Annotated in this window: 18 protein-coding genes; 8 read left to right on the top strand and 10 right to left on the bottom strand. The window is 71.9% G+C overall.

Annotation, left to right across the window (positions count from 1 at the left end):
* Window positions 1–82 precede the first annotated feature (82 nt).
* Both mshA and CXR04_RS21040 read left to right on the top strand, forming a co-directional pair.
* A complete protein-coding gene (gene mshA, locus CXR04_RS21045; protein ID WP_101423882.1) occupies window positions 83–1,426 on the top strand; it encodes a D-inositol-3-phosphate glycosyltransferase in 1,344 nt (447 codons plus the stop codon).
* Entirely contained in the window at window positions 1,419–1,952 is a 534-nt protein-coding gene (locus CXR04_RS21040) for a YbjN domain-containing protein (RefSeq protein ID WP_101423881.1), read from the top strand. Before mshA ends, CXR04_RS21040 begins: the two co-directional genes overlap by 8 nt.
* On the opposite strand, the gene CXR04_RS21035 is transcribed toward CXR04_RS21040, so the two are convergent.
* The gene (locus CXR04_RS21035; RefSeq protein ID WP_101423880.1) at window positions 1,909–2,541 is read right to left on the bottom strand and encodes a TetR/AcrR family transcriptional regulator; all 633 of its coding nucleotides are present in this window, start codon (window positions 2,539–2,541) and stop codon (window positions 1,909–1,911) included. The two genes, CXR04_RS21040 and CXR04_RS21035, sit on opposite strands and share 44 nt — an antisense overlap.
* Window positions 2,542–2,620: 79 nt before the next feature.
* On the opposite strand from CXR04_RS21035, the gene CXR04_RS21030 reads away from it, so the two are divergent.
* Window positions 2,621–3,037, top strand: a complete 417-nt coding sequence (locus CXR04_RS21030; protein ID WP_101423879.1) for a VOC family protein — start codon at window positions 2,621–2,623, stop codon at window positions 3,035–3,037.
* A 24-nt stretch (window positions 3,038–3,061) separates the two neighbouring features.
* Here CXR04_RS21030 and CXR04_RS21025 read toward each other — a convergent pair whose 3' ends face one another.
* The 4 genes from CXR04_RS21025 to mshD form a co-directional block, all read right to left on the bottom strand.
* A complete protein-coding gene (locus CXR04_RS21025; protein WP_101423878.1) occupies window positions 3,062–3,496 on the bottom strand; it encodes an NUDIX hydrolase in 435 nt (144 codons plus the stop codon).
* Window positions 3,493–4,686, bottom strand: a complete 1,194-nt coding sequence (locus CXR04_RS21020) for a CHAD domain-containing protein (RefSeq protein ID WP_101423877.1) — start codon at window positions 4,684–4,686, stop codon at window positions 3,493–3,495. Before CXR04_RS21020 ends, CXR04_RS21025 begins: the two co-directional genes overlap by 4 nt.
* Window positions 4,687–4,693: 7 nt before the next feature.
* Complete coding sequence (locus CXR04_RS21015) at window positions 4,694–6,949, bottom strand: RNA degradosome polyphosphate kinase (protein ID WP_101423876.1); 2,256 nt, start codon at window positions 6,947–6,949, stop codon at window positions 4,694–4,696.
* Between the two features lie 148 nt (window positions 6,950–7,097).
* The gene (mshD, locus tag CXR04_RS21010) at window positions 7,098–8,042 is read right to left on the bottom strand and encodes a mycothiol synthase (protein WP_101423875.1); all 945 of its coding nucleotides are present in this window, start codon (window positions 8,040–8,042) and stop codon (window positions 7,098–7,100) included.
* A 132-nt stretch (window positions 8,043–8,174) separates the two neighbouring features.
* On the opposite strand from mshD, the gene CXR04_RS21005 reads away from it, so the two are divergent.
* The 4 genes from CXR04_RS21005 (at window position 8,175) to CXR04_RS20995 (ending at window position 13,150) form a co-directional block, all read left to right on the top strand.
* Window positions 8,175–10,010, top strand: coding sequence for a bifunctional metallophosphatase/5'-nucleotidase (locus CXR04_RS21005; protein WP_101423874.1), 1,836 nt, complete (start codon window positions 8,175–8,177; stop codon window positions 10,008–10,010).
* A gap of 159 nt (window positions 10,011–10,169) precedes the next feature.
* The gene (locus CXR04_RS34935; protein ID WP_159072368.1) at window positions 10,170–10,319 is read left to right on the top strand and encodes a hypothetical protein; all 150 of its coding nucleotides are present in this window, start codon (window positions 10,170–10,172) and stop codon (window positions 10,317–10,319) included.
* 537 nt (window positions 10,320–10,856) lie between these two features.
* Window positions 10,857–12,296 carry a group II intron reverse transcriptase/maturase gene (ltrA, locus tag CXR04_RS21000; RefSeq protein ID WP_101421458.1) on the top strand — a complete coding sequence of 480 codons (1,440 nt, stop codon included), beginning with the start codon at window positions 10,857–10,859 and terminating at the stop codon, window positions 12,294–12,296.
* Window positions 12,297–12,334: 38 nt separating this feature from the next.
* Window positions 12,335–13,150: an SAM-dependent methyltransferase gene (locus CXR04_RS20995; RefSeq protein WP_101423873.1), complete on the top strand. Its 816-nt coding sequence runs from the start codon at window positions 12,335–12,337 to the stop codon at window positions 13,148–13,150.
* Window positions 13,151–13,192: 42 nt separating this feature from the next.
* Here CXR04_RS20995 and CXR04_RS20990 read toward each other — a convergent pair whose 3' ends face one another.
* The 5 genes from CXR04_RS20990 to CXR04_RS36070 all read right to left on the bottom strand — a co-directional run bounded on the left by CXR04_RS20990 (window position 13,193) and on the right by CXR04_RS36070 (window position 17,345).
* Window positions 13,193–13,615: an SSI family serine proteinase inhibitor gene (locus tag CXR04_RS20990; RefSeq protein WP_101423872.1), complete on the bottom strand. Its 423-nt coding sequence runs from the start codon at window positions 13,613–13,615 to the stop codon at window positions 13,193–13,195.
* Between the two features lie 203 nt (window positions 13,616–13,818).
* Window positions 13,819–15,279 (bottom strand): sensor histidine kinase, encoded by a 1,461-nt coding sequence (locus tag CXR04_RS20985; RefSeq protein ID WP_101423871.1) that lies wholly within the window; start codon window positions 15,277–15,279, stop codon window positions 13,819–13,821.
* Window positions 15,276–16,010 (bottom strand): response regulator transcription factor, encoded by a 735-nt coding sequence (locus CXR04_RS20980; RefSeq protein WP_101423870.1) that lies wholly within the window; start codon window positions 16,008–16,010, stop codon window positions 15,276–15,278. The genes CXR04_RS20985 and CXR04_RS20980 overlap by 4 nt, the downstream gene beginning before the upstream one ends.
* A gap of 4 nt (window positions 16,011–16,014) precedes the next feature.
* Complete coding sequence (locus CXR04_RS20975) at window positions 16,015–17,043, bottom strand: S1C family serine protease (protein WP_234380375.1); 1,029 nt, start codon at window positions 17,041–17,043, stop codon at window positions 16,015–16,017.
* Window positions 17,044–17,198: 155 nt separating this feature from the next.
* On the bottom strand, window positions 17,199–17,345 hold the full coding sequence (locus CXR04_RS36070; protein WP_234380374.1) for a hypothetical protein: 147 nt from the start codon (window positions 17,343–17,345) through the stop codon (window positions 17,199–17,201).
* A 3,503-nt stretch (window positions 17,346–20,848) separates the two neighbouring features.
* On the opposite strand from CXR04_RS36070, the gene ltrA (CXR04_RS20965) reads away from it, so the two are divergent.
* Entirely contained in the window at window positions 20,849–22,288 is a 1,440-nt protein-coding gene (gene ltrA, locus CXR04_RS20965; RefSeq protein WP_101421458.1) for a group II intron reverse transcriptase/maturase, read from the top strand.
* Window positions 22,289–22,343: the final 55 nt, after the last annotated feature.

Below are 22,343 nucleotides of genomic sequence, written 5' to 3'. Positions count from 1 at the left end.
CCCCGGGAATGAAGCCCCCCGCCGCCGGTGTTCCTCCCAGGACGGCGGGGAGGACGGCGATTCCGAGGAGGAAACAGCAGCCGTGAGCCACCACCTGTCCCGGCTCCGCGCGCTCGCGCGGCACCGGCGGCCGCGTCGCGTCGCCATGCTCTCCGTGCACACCTCACCCCTCCATCAGCCGGGCACCGGCGACGCCGGGGGCATGAACGTCTACATCGTCGAACTGGCCCGCCGCCTCGCCGAGATCGGCGTCGAGGTGGAGGTCTTCACCCGTGCCACCACCGCCGGTCTCCCGCCGGTCGTCGAGCTGGCGCCAGGGGTGCTCGTACGGCACGTGGACGCCGGCCCGTACGAGGGGCTGGCCAAGGAGGATCTGCCCGCACAGCTCTGCGCGTTCACCCACGGCGTGATGCAGGCCGAGGCCGGGCACCGCCCCGGCTTCTACGACCTCGTGCACTCCCACTACTGGCTCTCCGGCCAGGTCGGCTGGCTCGCCGCCGAGCGCTGGGGCGTGCCGCTCGTGCACGCGATGCACACCATGGCCAAGGTCAAGAACGCCGCCCTCGCCACCGGCGACAGCGCCGAGCCGCCCGCCCGCGTCATCGGCGAGAGCCAGGTCGTACGGGCCGCGGAGCGGCTCATCGCCAACACCGACGACGAGGCCCACGACCTGATCCACCACTACGACGCCGACCCCGCCCGCGTCGCCATCGTGCGCCCCGGCGTGAACCTCGACGTCTTCCGCCCCGGGGGTCCGGGCCGCCACGGCGACTCCCGCGCCCGGGCCCGCGCCGCGCTCGGGCTGCCGCAGGGCGCCTTCGTGCCGCTGTTCGCCGGCCGCATACAGCCGCTCAAGGCCCCCGACGTGCTGCTGCACGCCGTGGCGCTGCTCCTGGAGCGGGAGCCGGCGCTGCGCGAGCGGCTGGTGGTGCCGGTGGTGGGCGGGCCGAGCGGGAGCGGTCTTGCCAGGCCGGCGGCGCTGCAGAAGCTGGCGGCGAAGCTGGGGATATCCGACGTCGTACGGTTCACGCCGCCGGTGGCGCAGGAGGCGCTGGCCCGCTGGTTCCGGGCGGCGTCGGTGCTGGTGATGCCGTCGTACAGCGAGTCGTTCGGGCTGGTCGCGCTGGAGGCGCAGGCGTGCGGGACGCCGGTGGTGGCGGCGGCGGTCGGCGGGCTGCCGGTCGCGGTGCGCGACGGCGTCACGGGGCTGCTGGTCGACGGGCACGACCCGGCGGACTTCGCCGGCGCACTGGGGCGGCTCGCCGCCGACACGGCGCTGGCCGGCCGGATGGGCACGGCGGCGGCCGGGCACGCGGCGGGCTTCGGCTGGGACGCCGCCGCCCGTGCGACGGCCGACGTGTACGCCGCGGCGATCGCCGGGTACCCCCACGCCGTAGAGCCTCGCCTACGATCGCCGCATGGCTGAGGCAGCGAGCACGGACACGGCCGCGGGCGCGGCGGGCAAGGTCGTCGAGGACACCCTCCGCGAGGCCGGGATCGAGTACGAGTCGCCCGCCCCGGGCACGTACGTCGCCTCCCTGCCCGGCACCCGGAAGCTGTCGACCACCTGCCAGCTCATCGTCGGCCGGCACTCCCTGTCGGTGAACGCCTTCGTGATCCGCCACCCCGACGAGAACGAGGCCGGCGTCCACCGCTGGCTGCTGGAGCGCAACACCCGGCTGTACGGGGTGGGTTTCGCCGTCGACCGGCTCGGCGACATCTACCTCGTCGGACGGCTGCCGCTGGCCGCGGTGTCGCCTGAGGAGCTGGACCGGGTGCTGGGCACGGTGCTGGAGACGGCGGACGGCAGCTTCAACAGGCTGCTGGAGCTGGGGTTCGCGACGGCGATCCGCAAGGAGTACGCGTGGCGTACCGCCCGCGGGGAGTCGACGCGCAACCTGGAGGCGTTCACGCACCTGACGCGCGCGGAGCGGCCGGAGCGCCCGGAGTAGTACGGAGCGAGTCCAGCATCCGGGCCAACGCCGCCCAGGTGTCGGCGAGATCACCGGGGCCTGCGTCGGCGGCCAGCCACAGCGCCGCCTCGTTCATCGCGCCCGACAGCAGGTGCGCCAGCGGCGCCACCGGCTGCCGCACCACCACCCCCGCGTCGACCAGTTCCGTCAGCGCCTCCGTCAGATGCCGCGCGGACGCCGCCTCGTCCATGGCCCGCCACTCGCTCCACCCCAGCACCGCGGGCCCGTCGACGAGCATGATCCGCTGCAGCTCGGGGTCGGTGCTCGCGGTGAGGAACTCGCGGCAGCCGGCCGTCAGTTGCTCCCAGGGGTCCGGGTGCCGCCCGGCGGCCGCCGCGACCCGCCGGCCGACCTCCTGCTGCACCTCCTCCAGGACGGCGCGGAAGAGGTCCGCCTTGCCGTCGAAGTGGTGGTACAGCGCGCCCTTCGTCACGCCGGACGCGCGCACGATCTCGGCCAGCCCCACGGCCCCGTAGCCGCGGCCCGCGAACAGCCGCCGGCTCTCCCGCAGCAGCGCCCGCCTGGTCTGCGCCCGCTGCTCCGCCCTGACTCCGCCGCGCGCGGTCATGCGCACCTCCCCATTTGACGTACCGATGGTATGCGAACTACGGTTTTGACATACCGATGGTACGCGAAAGGAGTCGGCCATGGAGCTGACCAGTTTCTATCCCGTGATCGGCACGAGCCGGCCGACCGAGTCCCGGGACTTCTACGTCCGGCTGATGGGCTTCGAGGTCACCTTCGAGGCCGACTGGTACGTGAGCCTGCGCCGCCCCGGCGACCCGGCGTACGAGCTGGCCCTCCTCGACCCGGAGCACCCCACGGTCCCCGAGGGCTACCGGGCGGCCGTGCGGGGGCTGCTGCTCAACTTCGAGGTCGCGGACGTGGACGCGGAGTGGGAGCGGCTCGTCGTCCGCGAGGGGCTGCGGCCCGAACTGGAGCTGCGCAGCGAGGACTTCGGGCAGCGGCACTTCATCGTCGCGGACCCGAACGGGATCCTCATCGACGTGATCACGCCGATCGCGCCGACGGGCGAGTTCGCCGAACAGTACGCGGCGCAGTAGCCCCGCGGGGGCGGGCGCGGTCCCTCAGGCCGCCTCGGAGGGCAGGGTGGCCAGGAGGGCGTCGACCAGGGCGCGGTCGTGGCCCTGGGTCAGTCGGCGGCGGGCCGCGGCCGGGGGGAGCCAGACGACGCGGTCCACCTCGTGGTTCGGGACGAACGCGCCCGCGGCCGCCCGCGCGGCCCAGTAGCGGACCTCCTTGGGGCGGCCGTCCGCCACCCGGTAGTGGGTCGTGGGCAGCGGGGCGCCGGGCTCGCAGGCCATGCCCGTCTCCTCGGCGACCTCGCGGACCGCGGCCGCCAGGGGCTCCTCGCCGTGCTTGAGCTTGCCCTTGGGGTGGGACCAGTCGTCGTACTTGGGGCGGTGGACGAGAGCGATCTCCAGCCCGCCGGGGACGTCGGGTGCGGTACGCCACAGGACGCAGCCCGCGGCGCGGATCGGGCGGGTCGGGTGCTCCTTCACTCCTGCTCCCCTCTCGTCTGCCAGAGCCTGCCGAAGGTGAAGCGGGCGGCTTCCACCTCGTGGCGCTGGTCGGCGTGGAGTACGCCGAGGGCGTAGGCGGTGGCGGGGGCGATCCGCGGCGTCGCGGCGGCGGCCGCGGCCGCCGCGGCGGCCTCGACGGCCTCGCGGTCGCGGTCGAGCGCGGCGCCGGCCGCGGGCAGCGGCGGGCCCGCGGGGCGTACGGGGACCGTGCCGGGCGGGCAGGCTGCGAGGATCTCCGCGGCGTGCCGGGCGCGGCGGACGAGGGCGTGGACGTGCCGCCAGGGGGCGTCGTCGCGGTCGTCGGCGGCGGGTGCGCGGGGGGCGGCGAGCCCGCGGGCGAGGGCGGCGGCGTTGTACGGGCGGCCGGCGCGGGCCAGCGGCAGCGCGGCGACGGCGGCGGCCAGCACGCGGCGCAGCTCGTCGTGGTGCTCGGGCAGCGCGGCGGCGGACCGCCGGGCGGCGCCGGTCAGCGGCGCGTCGGAGACGAGCATCGCGACAGCGTCGGCGAGCGCGTGGTACCGCGCGGACGTCAGCGCATCCAGCGCCTCGGAGTGCGCCCGGCTCCGCGCCAGCCCCAGCCGCCGCTCCAGCAGCGCCCCGGCCCGGGCCGCCCCCACGGCCCGCGGCGCGCCGACCGCGGCAGCGGTGGCCACCCCGGTACGCCGCCCACCGGCGGCGGTCACCCGCCCGGAACCGGCGCCGGCCGCGGCTTCGCCGCCGGCGCGGGACCGTGCCCCCGGCACCGCGCCGCCCGCGTACCCCGTGCCGACCGCCTCCGCCACCCCGTTCCGCCGTCCCGTCCCGTCGGCCGCGGGGTCCGCGTCGTCCTCCCCCGACAGCCGCCGCAGCGCCGTCACCAGCCGGTCCCGGCGCGCCGCGTACACGTGCTCGCGCAGCACCGTCGTGCCCAGCCAGTACAGCTCGCCCTCCAGGCGCTCCGCCCACTCCGGGTCCAGTAACGGGCCGAAGCAGCCCAGCGCGTCCGCGATGCGGAACGCCGCGTCGTGGACCGCGCCCGCGACCGCCGCCGCGCCCGCCTCGGCGCCCGTCTCCTGGGCCGGGAGGTCCCGCAGGCCGCGGAGCAGCTCGGTGGCCTGCGTGCTCAGATACCGGGCCAGCACCTCGCCCGCGGCGAGCGTGCCGCCGCCCGGCGCCGCCGTGGCCGTCACGGATGTCTCATGCGGCGATGACACGCCGGCGCCTCCGGGCGTCGATGAGCATTTCCTGTACGTTCGCCAGCCGGTTCCCCGCGTCGTCCACGGCGTTGCGCGTCCAGTCGCCGTTGGAGTCGAGGCGCCAGGAGTCGACCGTGTCCGACATGCCCGTCTCCAGCAGCCGGTTCAGCGCCTCGCGGTGCGCCGGGTCTGCGACCCGGACCAGCGCCTCGATGCGCCGGTCGAGGTTGCGGTGCATCATGTCCGCGCTGCCGAACCACACCTCCGGCTCGCCCCCGTTGCCGAAGGCGAAGACCCGGGAGTGCTCCAGGAACCGGCCCAGGACGCTGCGTACCCGGATGTTCTCCGAGAGCCCCGGCACCCCGGGCCTGACCGCGCAGATGCCGCGCACCCAGATGTCGACCGGCACGCCCGCCGCCGACGCCCGGTAGCAGGCGTCGATGACCGCCTCGTCGACAATCGAGTTGACCTTGATGCGGACGTACGCGGGCTGCCCGGCCCGGTGGTGCGTGATCTCGCGGTGGATCCGGTGGACCAGCCCCTCGCGCACCGACGTCGGCGCGACCAGCAGCCGGCGGTAGTTCTCCCGCCGCGAGTAACCCGAGAGCCGGTTGAACAGGTCGGAGAGGTCCGCGCCCACCTGCGGGTCGGCGGTCAGCAGGCCCAGGTCCTCATACAGCCGCGCGGTCTTCGGGTGGTAGTTGCCGGTGCCGACGTGGCTGTAGCGGCGCAGGGTCTCGCCCTCCTGCCGTACGACGAGCGACAGCTTGCAGTGCGTCTTCAGCCCGACGAGCCCGTACACGACATGGCAGCCCGCCTCCTCCAGCTTCCGCGCCCACTTGATGTTCGCCTGCTCGTCGAAGCGCGCCTTCAGCTCCACCAGCACCAGCACCTGCTTGCCGCTCTCCGCCGCGTCGATGAGGGCGTCGACGATCGGCGAGTCGCCCGACGTGCGGTACAGCGTCTGCTTGATGGCCAGCACGTCCGGGTCCGCCGCCGCCTGCTCCAGGAACGCCTGGACGGAGGTGGAGAAGCTGTCGTACGGGTGGTGCAGCAGCACGTCGCGCTCGCGCAGCGCCGCGAAGATGTCCGGAGCGGAGGCCGACTCGACCTCGGCGAGGTCGCGGTGCGTGCCGGCGACGAACTTCGGGTACTTCAGCTCCGGCCGGTCCTGCGCGGCGATGCCGAAGAGCCCGGTGAGATCGAGCGGTCCCGGCAGCGGATAGACCTCGGCCTCGGAGATCTTCAGCTCGCGGACCAGCAGGTCCAGCACGTACGGGTCGATGGACTCCTCCACCTCCAGCCGCACCGGCGGCCCGAAGCGGCGCCGCATCAGCTCCTTCTCCAGCGCCTTCAGCAGGTTCTCCGCGTCGTCCTCCTCGACCTCCAGGTCCTCGTTGCGCGTGACCCGGAAGGTGTGGTGGGCGAGGACCTCCATGCCCGGGAAGAGGTCTTCGAGGTGGGCCGCGATGACGTCCTCCAGCGGTACGAACCGCTGCGCACCGCCGACCGTGGCGGTCTCCAGGAACCGCGGCAGCAGCGGCGGCACCTTGACGCGGGCGAAGTGCCGGTGGCCGCTGACGGGGTTGCGGACGACGACCGCGAGGTTCAGGGACAGTCCCGATATGTACGGGAACGGGTGTGCCGGGTCGACCGCCAGCGGCGTCAGCACCGGGTAGATCTGCTGCCGGAAGAGGGTGAAGAGCCGGGCCTGCTCCTTCTCGCCCAGATCGGCCCAGCGGATCAACTGGATGCCCTCGTCCGCCAGCGCCGGCTGCACGTCCTGCTGGAAGCAGGCGGCGTGCCTGGCCATCAGCTCGCGCGAACGGTTCCAGATCAGGTCCAGCACCTCGCGCGGCTGCAGCCCGGAGGCGGAGCGGGTGGCGACGCCGGTGGCGATGCGGCGCTTGAGGCCGGCGACGCGCACCATGAAGAACTCGTCCAGGTTGCTGGCGAAGATCGCCAGGAAGTTCGCCCGCTCCAGCAGCGGGGTGGCTGGGTCCTCGGCCAGCTCCAGCACCCGTTCGTTGAACGCCAGCCAGCTTCGCTCGCGGTCCAGGAAGCGGCCCTGGGGCAGTTCCTCGTCCGCCTCCTGGCCGTCGTAGTCGTCGGCGTCGGCGTCGATGTCCGGGTCGATCTGCTGGGCCGCGCGCTGCATGGCGGGGGCCACCGGGTGCGGGCGGCGGGCGGCGATCGAGCCCACCGACGGCTGGGCCGGCTGCGCGGGCTGGGTGACGAGGGGCGAGCTGTCGTCCATGCCCCTATTCTCCCGTGTCCGGGCCTGACCCGGCACGGTGGAGAGGTTCGCGGCGGAGCGCTGCATCCATCGATGCTCGCAATTGAGGTTGAACCGAGGGTAACGACACGGCTAACCCTCGGTGTGTGGTACGGCCCGCCCGCCCTGGTCAGCCCTCCGTGCGGTACATCAGGTCCGTCTCGTGGGTGCTGAAGCCCATGCCCTCGTAGACGACGACCGCCGGGGTGTTGTCGGCGTCGACGTAGAGCATGGCCGTGGGCATGCTGCGGTCGTACGCCAGATGGCGCAGCCCGATCGTCGTCAGCGCCTTGCCGAGCCCGCCGCCCTGCGCGTCGGGGTGCACCCCCAGGACGTACACCTCGCCGAGGTGCTCCGCGCTGTGCACCTTCGTCCAGTGGAAGCCGACGAGCTTCCCGGCGCGCTCGGCGAGGAAGAAGCCGCGCGGGTCGAACCACGGCTCGGCCATCCGGTCGTCCAGGTCGGCCTGCGTGAGGGAGCCCTGCTCGGGGTGGTGGGCGAAGGCGGCGGCGTTGAGGGCCAGCCACTCCGCGTCGTCCTCGCCGGGCCGGAACGTACGCACCGTGACCCCCGCGGGCAGCCGCGGCTCGGGCGCGCCCTCGCCCGCGTACCCGTCGAGCGGCATCCGCAACTGGCGCAGCTCGCGGAAGAGCGTGAGGCCGAGCAGTTGCGCCAGGTGCCGGGCGGCGGGGTGGCCGCCGTGCGCCCACAGCCGCATCCGCTGCCCCGACTCGGTGAGCAGCGCGCGGCCCAGCGCCCGGCCGTGGCCGCGGCGGCGGTGGTCGGGGTGGACGACGAGTTCGGCGGCGGGCGGCTCGACGGGGTCGGTCTCCTCAAGCTGCGCGTAGCCCGCCGGCTCCGTGCCGTCGTAGAGGAGGAGGTGCTTGACGCCCTCGCGGTGGCCTCTGCGCAGGGTGAGCCGGCCCTGCTCGGAGACGGCCGGCCGGCCGTCGGTCGCGGCGGCGGCGTCGATGATGCCGAGCACGGCGTGGGACTGGGACGGCGTGAGCTCGTCGAGCACCTCGATGCGCCTGCCGCGCGGCTTCCCCGTGTCGGTCTTACCGGACTCCGTCATGGAGAAAGCCTAAGGCCAGCGGGACGCCCGACAAGCTTTGGGAATAGTTCAGTCCTTGTTGGAGACGCGCTACGCGCGTCGACCTTAAGCTGCCGAGCGGAGTTTCCACGTCGCGCCGAGGGGGCGTTCGCAGTGAGGTCTGGGAGAACAGAGCCGTCAGGCAGGTTCCGTACGACACGAAGAGGGCGGCGGGCCACGGCCGGTGCCGCCGCGCTGGCGGTGGCCGGCAGCCTGTTCGCCGCCGCGCAGCCCGCGGGCGCGGACAGCGCGGACAAGCAGGACCGCAGCCGTACCGTCGATGTCCAACTGCTGTCCTTCAACGACTTCCACGGCAACCTCGAACCCCCGCAGGGCTCCTCGGGAGAGGTCGCGGAACTCCAGCCGGACGGCTCGAAGAAGACCGTCAAGGCCGGCGGGGTCGAGTACCTCGCCACCTCCCTGCGCGACGCCCGCAAGGGCAACCGCTACTCCGTCACCGCCGCCGCCGGCGACATCGTCGGCGCCAGCCCGCTGATCTCCGGCCTCTTCCACGACGAGCCCACCGTCGAGGCCATGAACGGCCTCGGCCTCGACGTCGCGGGCGTCGGCAACCACGAGTTCGACGAGGGCATCGCCGAGCTGCGGCGCCTCCAGGACGGCGGCAACCACCCGGAGGACGGCGGCTACAAGGAGGACCGCACCTACGGCGGCGCCGACTTCCCGTACCTCGCCGCCAACGTCACCGACGAGAAGACCGGCAAGCCGGCCCTCGACCCGGTGTACGTCTGGGAGCAGAAGGGCGTGAAGATCGGCTTCATCGGCGTGACGCTGGAGGCGACCCCGGACATCGTCTCGGCGGAGGGCGTCAAGGGCCTGAAGTTCCACGACGAGATCGAGACGATCGACGAGTACGCGAAGCAACTGCGGCGCCAGGGCGTGGAGTCCATCGTCGCCCTGGTCCACGAGGGCGGGTACCCCGCGGCCTCGGCGGGCGGCGCGTACAACTACGACTGTGACACCCCGGGCCCCGGCGCCGGGATCTCCGGTCCGGTCGCCGAGATCGCCAAGGGGACGACGGCGAGCGTCGACGCCTTCGTCACCGGACACACCCACCAGCCGTACGCCTGCACCATCCCCGACCCGAAGGGCAACCCGCGCAGCGTCACCTCCGCGTCGTCCTTCGGCCGGCTCTACACCGACACCACGCTGACGTACGACCGCCGCACCGGCGACATCGTGCGCACCGCGACCAAGCTGCCGGACGCCGAGAACCACGTGGTCGACCGCGAGCAGCGCCGGGCGCGGGACATGACCTCGCTGATCGAGGAGTGGAACGCGCTCGCCGCGCCGATCGCCGCCAAGCCCGTCGGCTACGTCTCCGGCGACATCCCGCGCGAGGGCACCGAGTCCCCGCTCGGCGACCTCATCGCCGACGCGCAGTTGGCCCACGCCAGGACGCTCGACGAGGGCGCCCAGGTGGCGCTGATGAACCCGGGCGGTATCCGCGCGGGCATCACGTACGCGGCGGCCGGCGACGAGGGCGACGGGGTCGTCACGTACGGGGAGGGCTTCACGGTCCAGCCGTTCTCGAACACCGTGAACCTGACCAGCCTGACCGGCGAGCAGCTTCTCCAGGTGCTCCGCGAGCAGGTCAGCGGCGCCAACGAGGCGGCGCCGAAGGTCCTGCAGCCGTCCGCGGGGCTGACGTACACGCTGGACTTCACGAAGTCCGGCGCCGACCGCATCGCCGCCGACTCGGTCAGGCTCGACGGGCAGCCGCTCGACCCCGCGGCCACCTACCGGGTCGCCGTCAACTCCTTCCTCGCCGGCGGCGGCGATGGCTTCCCCACCCTCGCCGACGGTACGGACCCGCTGGTCGGCGGGGACGACCTGGCCGCCCTGGAGAGCTACCTGACGGCGAACTCCAGCGCGGACAAGCCGCTGGCACCGCCGGCCGCCGACCGGATCACGGTGATCGGGCAGCCGTAAGCGACCGGGGAGACCCTCGGAGGGGTGAGCGGCTGGGCGGCCGGAATCGCCTGCGCCGCTCACCCCCTTCTGCTGTGATGGTCCTCCGGCGCGTCCCTCCCCGACTCCCCGGCGGGACGGGCCCTTCCGGCGCAGCCCACTCCCGGTAGGACGGTCACGATGAGCAACGAGGACGCGGCACCACCGGCGGTCGACCCCACCGTGCCGCACGCGGCGCGGATCTGGAACTACTGGATGTTGCGCCACGAGGCGCCGTATGACCGAGCGGAGGTGAAAGACCTCCGCCGTAGGGCCGTCGCAGTGGCCTGACCGAAGATGGGGGCAGTCCGACCCGGGGAACGCCGGCGAGGACGGCAAGCAGCCCCGACAACGCCGGAACGGCTCAGAACTGTCAGATGGGTCGGGTTCGGCAATCGAGGACAGAAGGTACAGTGAAAGCGAATCGGTGGCAGACGCTCCGTAAGAGTTCCGTCGGCTCAAATCTGGCAGATATGGGCCGATGTGCAGTAGTTGGGCGCCTGTGAGTCAGAGGTGTCCATCCTTGCTGGGAGTTTCAGTCAGCTGCCAGCAGGGGCCATGGTGAAAGTCTGCGGCGTAGCCGTGGCGAAGCTGCCGGAGTACAGCCGGGTGCCTAACTGTCCGATCGGTCATGCGGTGAACGTGGGAACTGCTCGTGACCGCCCAAAGCCTGCTGCAGCCTGCGGCATGTCAGGGCAGGTCCGTTGCCGACTGATGGCCATGAGCAGGGCGGAGGCCCCGTAGTACTCCGAGCACGCGAAAGGCGTGTACATGGGGAAGGGGGCCAGCAAGTCTGTAGGGCGGAACTGAAATGCCAGGAGCGCATTGGTGAACATCGATGATCCGGAGCGATCGTATGTCCCGTTCAGGGTCGAGCGCCGGGTACTGGAGATTCAGGCCAAGCTACACCGTTGGTCAAACGAGAATGGTCACCGCCGGTTTGATGACTTGTATAACCTTGTCTGCGATCCTGACTTCCTTCTGGTCGCATGGGATCGCGTGAGGAGCAACAGGGGTGCTCGGTCGGCCGGGATTGACGGCCGGTCAGCCTTCTCGATCGAGTCTGCCGGGGTGGAAGAATTCCTCGGTGGATTACGGTCGCAGTTGAAGGATCGGAGCTTCAGCCCGTTACCGGCACGGGAGCGCATGATTCCCAAATCGGACGGGAAGAAGCGCCGTCTAGGTATTGCGACCGTGTGTGACCGAGTGGTACAGGCGTCCCTGAAGCTGGTGCTGGAGCCCATCTTCGAGGCGGATTTTCTCCCGTGTTCATACGGGTTCCGGCCGAACAGGAGGGCCCACGACGCCGTGGCCGAGATCCGTTACTACTCGTCTCGCCCACGTCAGTACGAATGGGTGGTCGAGGGCGACATCAAAGCCTGCTTCGACGAGATTTCGCACTCCGCGCTAATGGATCGGGTGCGGATGCGTGTTGGAGACAAGCGAGTGCTGGCACTGGTGAAGGCGTTCCTGAAGTCGGGCATCCTCTCCGAGGATGGATCCCTGACGGAAACGAACACCGGAACCCCTCAAGGGTCGATCCTTTCTCCGCTACTGAGCAATGTGGCTCTCTCGGTTCTGGACGAGTACATCGAACAGGCTCCCGGAGGACCGTCCAGTAGTGAATGGCAACGGCGCGTTCGTCGTCGTCAGGGGCTCCCCAATTTTCGACTCATTCGATATGCGGATGACTGGTGCCTGATGGTCAGAGGCACACGGGAAGGGGCGGAAGCCCTCAAGGAGGAAGTGGCTGAGGTTCTTGCGACGATGGGGCTACGCCTGGCCGACGCGAAGACCTTGATTACCCACATTGACGAGGGTCTCGACTTTCTTGGGTGGCGCATCCAGCGTCATGTTAAAGCGAGCGAGAAACGGGAGTACGTGTACACCTACCCTGCAAGGAAGGCGCTGCGCGTCATCTGCAGGAAGGTGAAGCGCATCTGCCGTAATACGAGCACGAACCAACCGCTTTCCACCCTGCTGTATCAGCTCAACCCGGTACTGCGGGGCTGGTGCGCCTACTTCCGGCCCGGGGTGTCGAGCAAGGCGTTCGGGTACCTGGCGAAGGTCGCCTGGTATCAGGTCATCGCCTGGATTCGACGCAAACACCGGGGGATCACTTGGAAGGAACTCCGGCGCCGCTACTGCGCCGGAGGATGGCAACCACGTGACGGACAAATCAAACTCCTCCACACCGGAACCATCAGCACCACTCGGTACCGGTACAGGGGAACCAAGATTCCGTCTCCGTGGGCGGCGGCCGCGTAACGCATCATCGTTCCCAAACGGGACTTGCGGAGAGCCCGTTGCGCGGAGACGCGCACGGCGGGTTCGGGAAGCGGTTCGGGGAAACGGGCCGGTCGAAAGACCGGAACCGCGCCCCGGGCCGACTTCACGGCGGCAAGGACAACTACGAGTCCGACCGCGCCGCGGGCGATGCCGTGGCGGAGGTCTACCCGGACATCGTCACGATGGCCCGGCAGTCCCGCCAGTTCCTCATCCGCGTCGTCTCCCACCTGGCGGGGGAGGCAGGGATCCGGCAGTTCCTGGACGTCGGCACCGGCCTGCCCACGATGCAGAACACCCACGAGGTGGCGCAGCAGAGCGCTCCCGCGGCCCGCGTCGTGTACGTCGACAACGACCCGCTGGTGCTGGCGCACGCCCGCGCCCTGCTGGTCAACACCCGCCCCGAAGGCGTGACGGCCTACGTCCACGCCGACTACCACGACCCGGAGCGGATCCTCGCCGGCGCGGCGGACACCCTGGACCTCACGGAGCCGGTGGCGGTGATGTTCATGGGAGTGCTGGGCTACGAGCCGGAGCTGAGCGAGCTGCGCCGCATCGTGGGCCGGGTCATGGACGCCGTGCCGCCGGGCAGCCACCTGGTGCTGTGGGACGGCACCGACACCGGCGAGGCCGTCGTCGAGGGCGGCGAGAAGCTCATCGAGGCCGGCGGCATCCCGTACCACCTGCGCGGCCCGGACGAGCTGGCCCGCTGCTTCGAGGGTCTTGAGCTGCTCGAACCCGGCATGGTGCCGATCACCCGCTGGCGCCCCGGCGCGCCGAAGGTGGGCACGGCGAAGCCGATCGACGCGTACGGCGCGGTGGGGCGCCAGCCGTAGGGCGCTCGCGCCCCACCGCGGTGGTGGCCGGGGCCGGGACGGCTAGAAGTTGAAGACGTTGCCGCCGGTCGCGAGGTCCGCCATGCAGGGGTTGGGGAAGACCTCGGAGACGTAGTCGACGGGCTTGCCGCGCCAGGTGCCGGTGGCGTGCAGCTCCACGGGCTCGTACTGCATCGTGCACGCGCCCTGCTTGTCGGACAGGTCCTCGAACCGCCCGTCGGCCTTCGTCAGGTCCGTGCAGGCCGACTCCGCCGCGGGGTGCGTGCCCCCGACGGGGTCGCAGTTCAGATACGTGAAGCCGCCCTTGGCGCGGTCGCTGACGTACTTCGTCGTCAGCCGCAGGTGCGTGGCGTCGAACGGCTCGGGCAGCGGGCGCTCGGCGGAGGCGGTGGAGGCGGCGGTCAGCGGCAGCAGCACGGCGGCGGCGGTGGCGGCCAGGACGGCGGCGAGGGGCCGGACGGTCATGGGGGGTTTCTCCTCGGCGGGGGCGTGGGCGTACGGGTGTCTGGCACGTCAGAGATACCCCAGTTGGTCAGCGGCGCGCGGTACCGTCACCCGAAAGAGGCATGTCCTTCGATTCCGTCTCACCCCGCCCCGTACGGGTCCCGCGGCCGCTGCCGCCGCCCCGGGCGCAGTGGGCCGAACGGCCCAGCGCCCGCCGCCCCGCGCTACGCCGACCGGTCGGGCCCGCGACCCCGGATCGCGGCTGAGGACCCCGGCGGCGGCTCCGGCGCCCCCGGCAGCCGCAGCAGCGCCTCCGTCCCGCCGCCGGCCGCCCGGCGCAGCGCCACGGTGCCGCCGGCCTGCTGCACCGTACGGGCCACGATCGACAGCCCGAGCCCGCTGCCCGGCCGGCTGCGCGCCGAGGGCGAGCGCCAGAACCGCTCGAAGACGTGCGGCAGCTCCGCCTCCGGGATGCCGGGCCCGTGGTCGCGCACCCGCAGCAGCCCGTCGCCGCCGAGCCCGACCTCGACCCGGCTGCCGGCGGGCGAGAACTTCACCGCGTTGTCCAGCAGGTTGACCACGGCCCGCTCCAGCGCCGCGGGCTCGGCCCGTACGAACCAGGGCGCCAGCTCCGCGTCGATCCGCACCTCCGGCGCCCGCAGCCGCACCCGCCGCACGGCCCGCTCGGCGATCTCGTCCAGCGCGACGACCTCCAGTTGGGCCTTGTCCGGCGCGGCGTCGGGCCGGGACAGCTCCTGGAGGTCGCCGATGAGCGCGGCCAGCTCGGTCATCTGCGCGGTGACGGACTCCAGCAGCTCCCTGCGCTGCCGCGGCGGCAGCTCGCGGCCGGACTCCTCGCTGCGGGCGAGCAGCTCGATGTTCGTACGCAGCGAGGTCAGCGGCGTCCGCAGCTCGTGCCCGGCGTCGGCGATGAGCTGCTGCTGCCGCTCCTGGGAGGTGGCGAGGGCGGCGGTCATGGCGTTGAACGACCGGGACAGCCGGGCGATCTCGTCGTCGCCCTCGACGGGGATCTCGACGGCGAGATCCTCGGTACGGGCGATGTGCTCGACGGTATGCGTCAGCCGCTCCACGGGGCGCAGGCCCGCGCGGGCGACGCCGAGCCCGATCGCCCCGGCGCCGAGGACGCCGCCGCCCGCGACGAGGGCGAGGACGAGCGCGAGGGTGTTGAGGGGGTCGGTGACCTCGCTGAGGGGCCGGGCGATGGAGATGGCGGCGGGCTGGCGGTTCACAGTGAGGCCGCCGCTGATGGTGCGGACCCGCCACTCGGTGCCGTCCGAGGTGACGTCGTGCACGACCTCGGTGCGCTGCGGGCCGCCTCCGGCGGCGATCGCCTGGTCCGTCTCGGTGACGGTGATCGTGTGCTCACCCTGGAGCCAGCAGGCGCTGCCGTCCGCGAGCACGATCTGCGCGGTCGTCCGGTCCGTGTTCAGCTCGTCCGGCGGGCCCGGGGGGCGTTCGTCCACGCAGCCGACGGTGCGGAAGATGTCGGGCAGGGTGCTCGGCACCTCGGCCTGCCGCAGCGAACGGTCGAACTGGCTCATGAGCTGGTCGCGGGTGATCAGCCAGCAGGAGACCGCCGCCGCCGCGATCGCCACCGCCATCGCCGCGGCGGTGAGCAGGGCCAGCCGGGAGCGCAGGGGCAGGCGGCCGAAGCGGGACGTCACCTGGCGGCGCCCCTGCCGCCGGGCTCCGGGGCGCGCAGGACGTAGCCGACGCCGCGGACCGTGTGCACCAGCCGGGGGGCGCCGCCGGCCTCGGTCTTGCGGCGGAGGTACATGACGTACACGTCGAGGGAGTTGGAGGACGGCTCGAAGTCGAAGCCCCAGACCGCCTTGAGGATCTGCTCGCGGGTGAGCACCTGCCGCGGGTGGTTGAGGAAGAGCTCCAGCAGCGTGAACTCGGTGCGGGTCAGCTCCACAGGACGGCCGCCGCGGCTGACCTCGCGGGCCGCGAGGTCCATCCGCAGGTCGCCGAACTCCAGCGTCTCGGCGGTGCCGGCCGGCTCGCCGCCCTCGGCGTACGCGCGGCGCCGCAGCAGCGCGCGGATGCGGGCGAAGAGCTCGTCCAGCTCGAACGGCTTGACGAGGTAGTCGTCGGCGCCCGCGTCGAGGCCCGTCACGCGGTCGCCGACGGTGTCGCGGGCGGTGAGCATGAGGATGGGCGTCCGGTCCCCGGCGGCTCGCAGCCGGCGGGCGGCGGTCAGGCCGTCCATGCGGGGCATGAGCACGTCGAGGACGACGAGGTCGGGCCGGTACGAGGCGGCCTTGTCGAGGGCGTCGAGACCGTCGACGGCGAGTTCGGTCCCGTAGCCCTCGAAGGCGAGGCTGCGCTCCAGCGCCTCGCGTACGGCCGGTTCGTCGTCGACGATCAGGATGCGCTGCTGCTGCTCGGTCACGGCCTCAATTGTTCCTGAGGTCGCCGAGGATGTGCTTCACATCGTTGACGGGGATGGCGAAGCCGAGGCCGACGCTGCCCGCGGAGGAGCCGTCCTGCGGCGCGTACATCGCCGAGTTGATGCCGACGATCCGGCCGTTCATGTCGACGAGCGCGCCGCCGGAGTTGCCGGGGTTGAGCGAGGCGTCGGTCTGGATGGCCTGGTACGTGGTCGTCTGCGACCCGAGCCGCCCGTTGTACTGGCCGCCGCCGAAGCCGAACGGCCACTGCTCGCCGCTCTGCGGCTGCTGCTGCTCCTTCTCGACGGTCACGTCGCGGTCGAGCGCGGAGACGATGCCGCTGGTGACGCTGCCGCTCAGGCCCTCGGGGGAGCCGATGGCGACGACCTCGTCGCCGACCTTCAGGGAGTCGGAGTCGCCGAGGGTGGCGGGCTTGAGGCCGCTCTTGCCCTGCACCTTGATGAGGGCCATGTCGAGGTCGGGGTCGGTGCCGACGACGTCGGCGGCGGCGGTGGAGCCGTCGCTGAAGGTGACCTGGACCTGCTCGGCGCCGGAGACGACGTGGTTGTTGGTGAGGATCTCGCCGCTCTCGGTGACGATCACCCCGGAGCCCGTCGACTGCCCGGCGGTCGAGGAGGACTGGATCTCCACGACGCTGGGGCTGACGGCGGCGGCGACGCCGGCGACGGAGCCGCTGTTCCCGGAGGAGACCTGGGTGCCGCTGGCGGGGCTGGAGGCGCTGGTGCTCGTACCGGACGAATCGGTCAGCTCCCCGACGAGGGCGGCGCTGCCGCCCCCGACGATGGCGGCGACGAGCGCGGCGGCGGCGAGCAGCCCGAGGGGGCCCTTGGCCCGCCTGCGCCGCGGCGGCCCCGCGGGGGGCGGCGGCGGGGCGCCGAACCCGGCGTACCCGCCGCCGTGCGTCCCGGCGAGGGTCTGGGGGTGGCCCGCGCCGGACCGGTCGGCGGGCAGGACCCCGTCACGGCCGGCTACGAAGGCGGGCTGGGTGCTGGTGCGGTATGTCTGCTCCGTCATGTCATCGACGATCCCCGCGGATTCTGAGAGGCGTCTGAGACGGATGTAAGAAGCGGAGTAAAACCGCGTTTGCCCGATATAAAGCCGGGGGCGGCCGGACCGGCCGGCGCCCTCGGGACGTGGGGGAGGCCGGATCGGCCGGCGCCCTCGGGACGTCAGGCGGCCGACTGCACGTCGATGATCTCCGCGAGCAGGGCTCCGGCCCGCAGCAGGGCGGGCGTGCGCGCGGTGATCGCCTCCAGGTGGGCGTCGGGGGCGGCGAGTGGGCGGCTCACGTCGCGGAGGTCGCGTACGGCCGTCACCGCCCTCCGTATGTCCGGGATGCGGTGCCCGCCCGCGCGCAGGGCGGCGACCCCCCGCGGTGCTGCGCGGCACCCGGCCGGTGCCGGTACCCGCCGGCGCGCAGGGCGGCGGTGATGCGTGCCTCCCGGGCGGCGGCGGGCGAGTAGCGCCGCGAAGTCCCGGCGCGGGTGGCGAGCACCCGCCCGCGTTCCTGTCGGAGCCCGGCGTGGTACCCGCCGATCACCGCCCCCTCGCCCCGCGGCCGTACACGGATCTCCCGCATCGCCTGCCGCGCGGCGGCGGGGCAGACGGCGAAGGCGAGGTCGCGGACGCGCGTAGGGCGCAGACGCGCGTAGGGCGCGGACGTGCGCGGCGGAGAAGCGCCGGTAGCCGTTGCCCGCCCCGTGGACGGAGGGCGGGCCGCCGAGTGCCGGGTCTGCCCCGAGCACCGATGCCCTGGGCGACGGAGGGAAAGACCTGAGACGGGCCGGGCCCGGTTGCGGATTGGCCCGGTGGACGGGGGCGGACGCCAGGATGGCTGCGCTCCGCCGCCGGGTGTCCCCGGCGGGCGTGGGCGGGCGCCACGGATCCGGGCTCAGTCCGGTTGCCGAGGTCGCCGGTCGCCGGTCGCCGGTGGCCGGGGGGCGGGGGGCGAAGGCCGGTGCCGGGCCTGATCCGGTCGCGGGCGGCCCCGGCGGGGTGGGGGCGAGGACCGGTGCGGGGTGGGACCGGTTGCAGGCGCTTGCGGCGCCGGGGTGGGAGCCCGGTACGGGGTGGGACCGGATGCGGGTGTTCCCGGCGGGGTGGGGGCGAGGACCGGTCCGGGGCGGGCCGGTTGCGGGCGCTCCCGGCGCCGGGGCGGGAGCCCCGTAACGGGGCGGGCCCCGCGGACGAGACCTTTCCGGCGCCGGGGCGGGAGCCCGGTACGGGGCGGGCCCGCGGACGAGGCGTTCCCGGCGCCGGGGCGGGAGCCCCGTAACGGGGTGGGCCGAGACCGGGAGGCTCCCCGGCCCCGGGGGCGGCGGCACGGTGGGCGCGAGCCCTCGTCGCCGGACTGCCCGGCGCGGTGGGGGAAAGGCGGGCGTCGGGGTGGGCGGTCTCGTAGGTGAACGGGCCGACGTGGGTGTTGGAGCATCGGGGCCCCCGGCCGCCGGAGCCCAGCCACGTCCCCGAAGGAACCCGTTCCGGCCGCAGCGGCGATCACACGCAGCACCCCGCGCCCGCCAGCACCCGGAACCAGCCCGCCCGGGGAAGCGACCGGCGACGAAGCCGCCCCCGCCGTATGCAGCACCGGAACCCGCCCACCCAGGTCAAGCCGCGCCCCACTCCCCGCCCCACGGCGCACTTTCCGCCCGAACGTCCCGGGGCAGGTGCCCGTGCCGCGGGAGCGGAGAGATTGGGCCGTAACTCGCGGTAACACGCCCGGATGCGGTCCGAATCGGCCCTCAAGGGCGGACTTTCGCCCGCCTGGACGCACCCATCCGACCATCCACCCTCCAGGCGACTCGGAATGCATGTGGCGGGGATGAACTCGGGTAATCCGCCCCGGGAACCGGACCAAATCGCCCACCGGCCCCGACTTTCGCCCACCCAGACGCGCCAGCCCCGCCCAGACCGCCCCGGCTGACCGCAGGCGGGCAGAACTCTCGCCAACCCCTCCACGAAACCAGGCCAAATCGCCCCCACAGGCCGACTTTCGCCCATCGGCGCGCACACAGACGCTCCCAGGCCCGGAGCGTAGGGATTGGGTCGTAACTCGGGGTAACACCCCCGGATCCGGGCCGGATCGGGCCCCGGAGCCCGAGTTTCGCCCCGCGGCAGGCACGCGCTGCCCAGTCGGCGCCGCACAGGGCCCCGCCGCACGCCACCGCCGGGCGGACACGCGCCACGCGGCCGGGAGTGGGGCGCCGCTTCCCCGGATACGCGGCGGGGGCGGCTTCGTCGCCGGTCGCTTCCCCGGGCGGGCTGGTTCCGGGTGCTGGCGGGCGCGGGGTGCTGCGTGTGATCGCCGCTGCGGCCGGAACGGGTTCCTTCGGGGACGTGGCTGGGCTCCGGCGGCCGGGGGCCCCGATGCTCCAAAACCCACGTCGGCCCGTTCACCTACGAGACCGCCCACCCCGACGCCCGCCCTCCCCCCGACGCCGGGCAGCCCAGCGACAAGGACCCACCCCGCACCGAACCCCCGTCCCCGGCGCCGGGAGCATTCCGCTTCGATAGGAGCGTTACCGCAAGTTACGGCTCATTTTCTCCGCTTCCGGTGGTGCGGGCCGGGCCCGGTAGGCGATCGCTGGGCGGATACATGCCATGCGGTGGGGAGTTGGGCGTTGCTTCCCCGGGTGCGTGGGTTTCGGTGCTGTATACGTCGGGGGCGGCCTCGTCGCCGGTCGCTTCCCCGGGTGCGCGGGTTCAAGGTGCTGGCGGGCGCAGGCTGGTACGTGTGATCGCCGCTGCGGCCGGAGCCGGGCCTTTCGGGGAGGCGGCTGTCGGGCCGGGTGGGGCCCGATGCTCTAAAACCCACGTTCGGGCGTCCGTATGCGAGGTCGCCCACCCCGACGCCCGCCCTCCCCACCGCGCCGGGCAGTTCGGCGACGACCGCCGACGGGAACCGGGCTGCCGACCCCGGCCCCGGGACACCGCGCGAACGCGCCTTGCCCGCCGCCGGCTTCCCCCCGCCCCCAGCGGCCGGTGCCCCCGCGGCCGGTGCCGTCCGCGAGCAGGTCCGTCCAGCGGCCGGCCGCCGCCACATCCGCCTGCCCTGCGTCTGCGGGCGCTCCTCGCGCTTGCTGTAGCTTGCCCGCCACTCGCGAAGCGGAGGACAGCTCCCATGGGACACGACGCGTTACCCCCCGACGGATCCGGATCGCCGATCGACGCGACGGTGCCGCACTCGGCGCGGATCTGGAACTACTGGCTGTTGCGCCACGAGGCGCCGTATGACCGAGCGGAGGTGAAAGACCTCCGCCGTAGGGCCGTCGCAGTGGCCTGACCGAAGATGGGGGCAGTCCGACCCGGGGAACGCCGGCGAGGACGGCAAGCAGCCCCGACAACGCCGGAACGGCTCAGAACTGTCAGATGGGTCGGGTTCGGCAATCGAGGACAGAAGGTACAGTGAAAGCGAATCGGTGGCAGACGCTCCGTAAGAGTTCCGTCGGCTCAAATCTGGCAGATATGGGCCGATGTGCAGTAGTTGGGCGCCTGTGAGTCAGAGGTGTCCATCCTTGCTGGGAGTTTCAGTCAGCTGCCAGCAGGGGCCATGGTGAAAGTCTGCGGCGTAGCCGTGGCGAAGCTGCCGGAGTACAGCCGGGTGCCTAACTGTCCGATCGGTCATGCGGTGAACGTGGGAACTGCTCGTGACCGCCCAAAGCCTGCTGCAGCCTGCGGCATGTCAGGGCAGGTCCGTTGCCGACTGATGGCCATGAGCAGGGCGGAGGCCCCGTAGTACTCCGAGCACGCGAAAGGCGTGTACATGGGGAAGGGGGCCAGCAAGTCTGTAGGGCGGAACTGAAATGCCAGGAGCGCATTGGTGAACATCGATGATCCGGAGCGATCGTATGTCCCGTTCAGGGTCGAGCGCCGGGTACTGGAGATTCAGGCCAAGCTACACCGTTGGTCAAACGAGAATGGTCACCGCCGGTTTGATGACTTGTATAACCTTGTCTGCGATCCTGACTTCCTTCTGGTCGCATGGGATCGCGTGAGGAGCAACAGGGGTGCTCGGTCGGCCGGGATTGACGGCCGGTCAGCCTTCTCGATCGAGTCTGCCGGGGTGGAAGAATTCCTCGGTGGATTACGGTCGCAGTTGAAGGATCGGAGCTTCAGCCCGTTACCGGCACGGGAGCGCATGATTCCCAAATCGGACGGGAAGAAGCGCCGTCTAGGTATTGCGACCGTGTGTGACCGAGTGGTACAGGCGTCCCTGAAGCTGGTGCTGGAGCCCATCTTCGAGGCGGATTTTCTCCCGTGTTCATACGGGTTCCGGCCGAACAGGAGGGCCCACGACGCCGTGGCCGAGATCCGTTACTACTCGTCTCGCCCACGTCAGTACGAATGGGTGGTCGAGGGCGACATCAAAGCCTGCTTCGACGAGATTTCGCACTCCGCGCTAATGGATCGGGTGCGGATGCGTGTTGGAGACAAGCGAGTGCTGGCACTGGTGAAGGCGTTCCTGAAGTCGGGCATCCTCTCCGAGGATGGATCCCTGACGGAAACGAACACCGGAACCCCTCAAGGGTCGATCCTTTCTCCGCTACTGAGCAATGTGGCTCTCTCGGTTCTGGACGAGTACATCGAACAGGCTCCCGGAGGACCGTCCAGTAGTGAATGGCAACGGCGCGTTCGTCGTCGTCAGGGGCTCCCCAATTTTCGACTCATTCGATATGCGGATGACTGGTGCCTGATGGTCAGAGGCACACGGGAAGGGGCGGAAGCCCTCAAGGAGGAAGTGGCTGAGGTTCTTGCGACGATGGGGCTACGCCTGGCCGACGCGAAGACCTTGATTACCCACATTGACGAGGGTCTCGACTTTCTTGGGTGGCGCATCCAGCGTCATGTTAAAGCGAGCGAGAAACGGGAGTACGTGTACACCTACCCTGCAAGGAAGGCGCTGCGCGTCATCTGCAGGAAGGTGAAGCGCATCTGCCGTAATACGAGCACGAACCAACCGCTTTCCACCCTGCTGTATCAGCTCAACCCGGTACTGCGGGGCTGGTGCGCCTACTTCCGGCCCGGGGTGTCGAGCAAGGCGTTCGGGTACCTGGCGAAGGTCGCCTGGTATCAGGTCATCGCCTGGATTCGACGCAAACACCGGGGGATCACTTGGAAGGAACTCCGGCGCCGCTACTGCGCCGGAGGATGGCAACCACGTGACGGACAAATCAAACTCCTCCACACCGGAACCATCAGCACCACTCGGTACCGGTACAGGGGAACCAAGATTCCGTCTCCGTGGGCGGCGGCCGCGTAACGCATCATCGTTCCCAAACGGGACTTGCGGAGAGCCCGTTGCGCGGAGACGCGCA

It is taken from the genome of Streptomyces sp. CMB-StM0423 (genome assembly GCF_002847285.1).
GTDB lineage: Bacteria > Actinomycetota > Actinomycetes > Streptomycetales > Streptomycetaceae > Streptomyces.
This window is presented reverse-complemented; position numbering and strand designations above follow the sequence as displayed.

Excerpts from the sequence above, each read along its gene's own strand:
- CXR04_RS21040 (WP_101423881.1), top strand. The coding sequence starts at position 1,419 with ATGGCTGAGGCAGCGAGCACGGACACGGCCGCGGGCGCGGCGGGCAAG.
- CXR04_RS21035 (WP_101423880.1), bottom strand. The coding sequence starts at position 2,541 with ATGACCGCGCGCGGCGGAGTCAGGGCGGAGCAGCGGGCGCAGACCAGG.
- CXR04_RS21030 (WP_101423879.1), top strand. The coding sequence starts at position 2,621 with ATGGAGCTGACCAGTTTCTATCCCGTGATCGGCACGAGCCGGCCGACC.
- CXR04_RS21015 (WP_101423876.1), bottom strand. The coding sequence starts at position 6,949 with ATGGACGACAGCTCGCCCCTCGTCACCCAGCCCGCGCAGCCGGCCCAG.
- mshD (WP_101423875.1), bottom strand. The coding sequence starts at position 8,042 with ATGACGGAGTCCGGTAAGACCGACACGGGGAAGCCGCGCGGCAGGCGC.
- CXR04_RS34935 (WP_159072368.1), top strand. The coding sequence starts at position 10,170 with ATGAGCAACGAGGACGCGGCACCACCGGCGGTCGACCCCACCGTGCCG.
- CXR04_RS20990 (WP_101423872.1), bottom strand. The coding sequence starts at position 13,615 with ATGACCGTCCGGCCCCTCGCCGCCGTCCTGGCCGCCACCGCCGCCGCC.
- CXR04_RS20975 (WP_234380375.1), bottom strand. The coding sequence starts at position 17,043 with ATGACGGAGCAGACATACCGCACCAGCACCCAGCCCGCCTTCGTAGCC.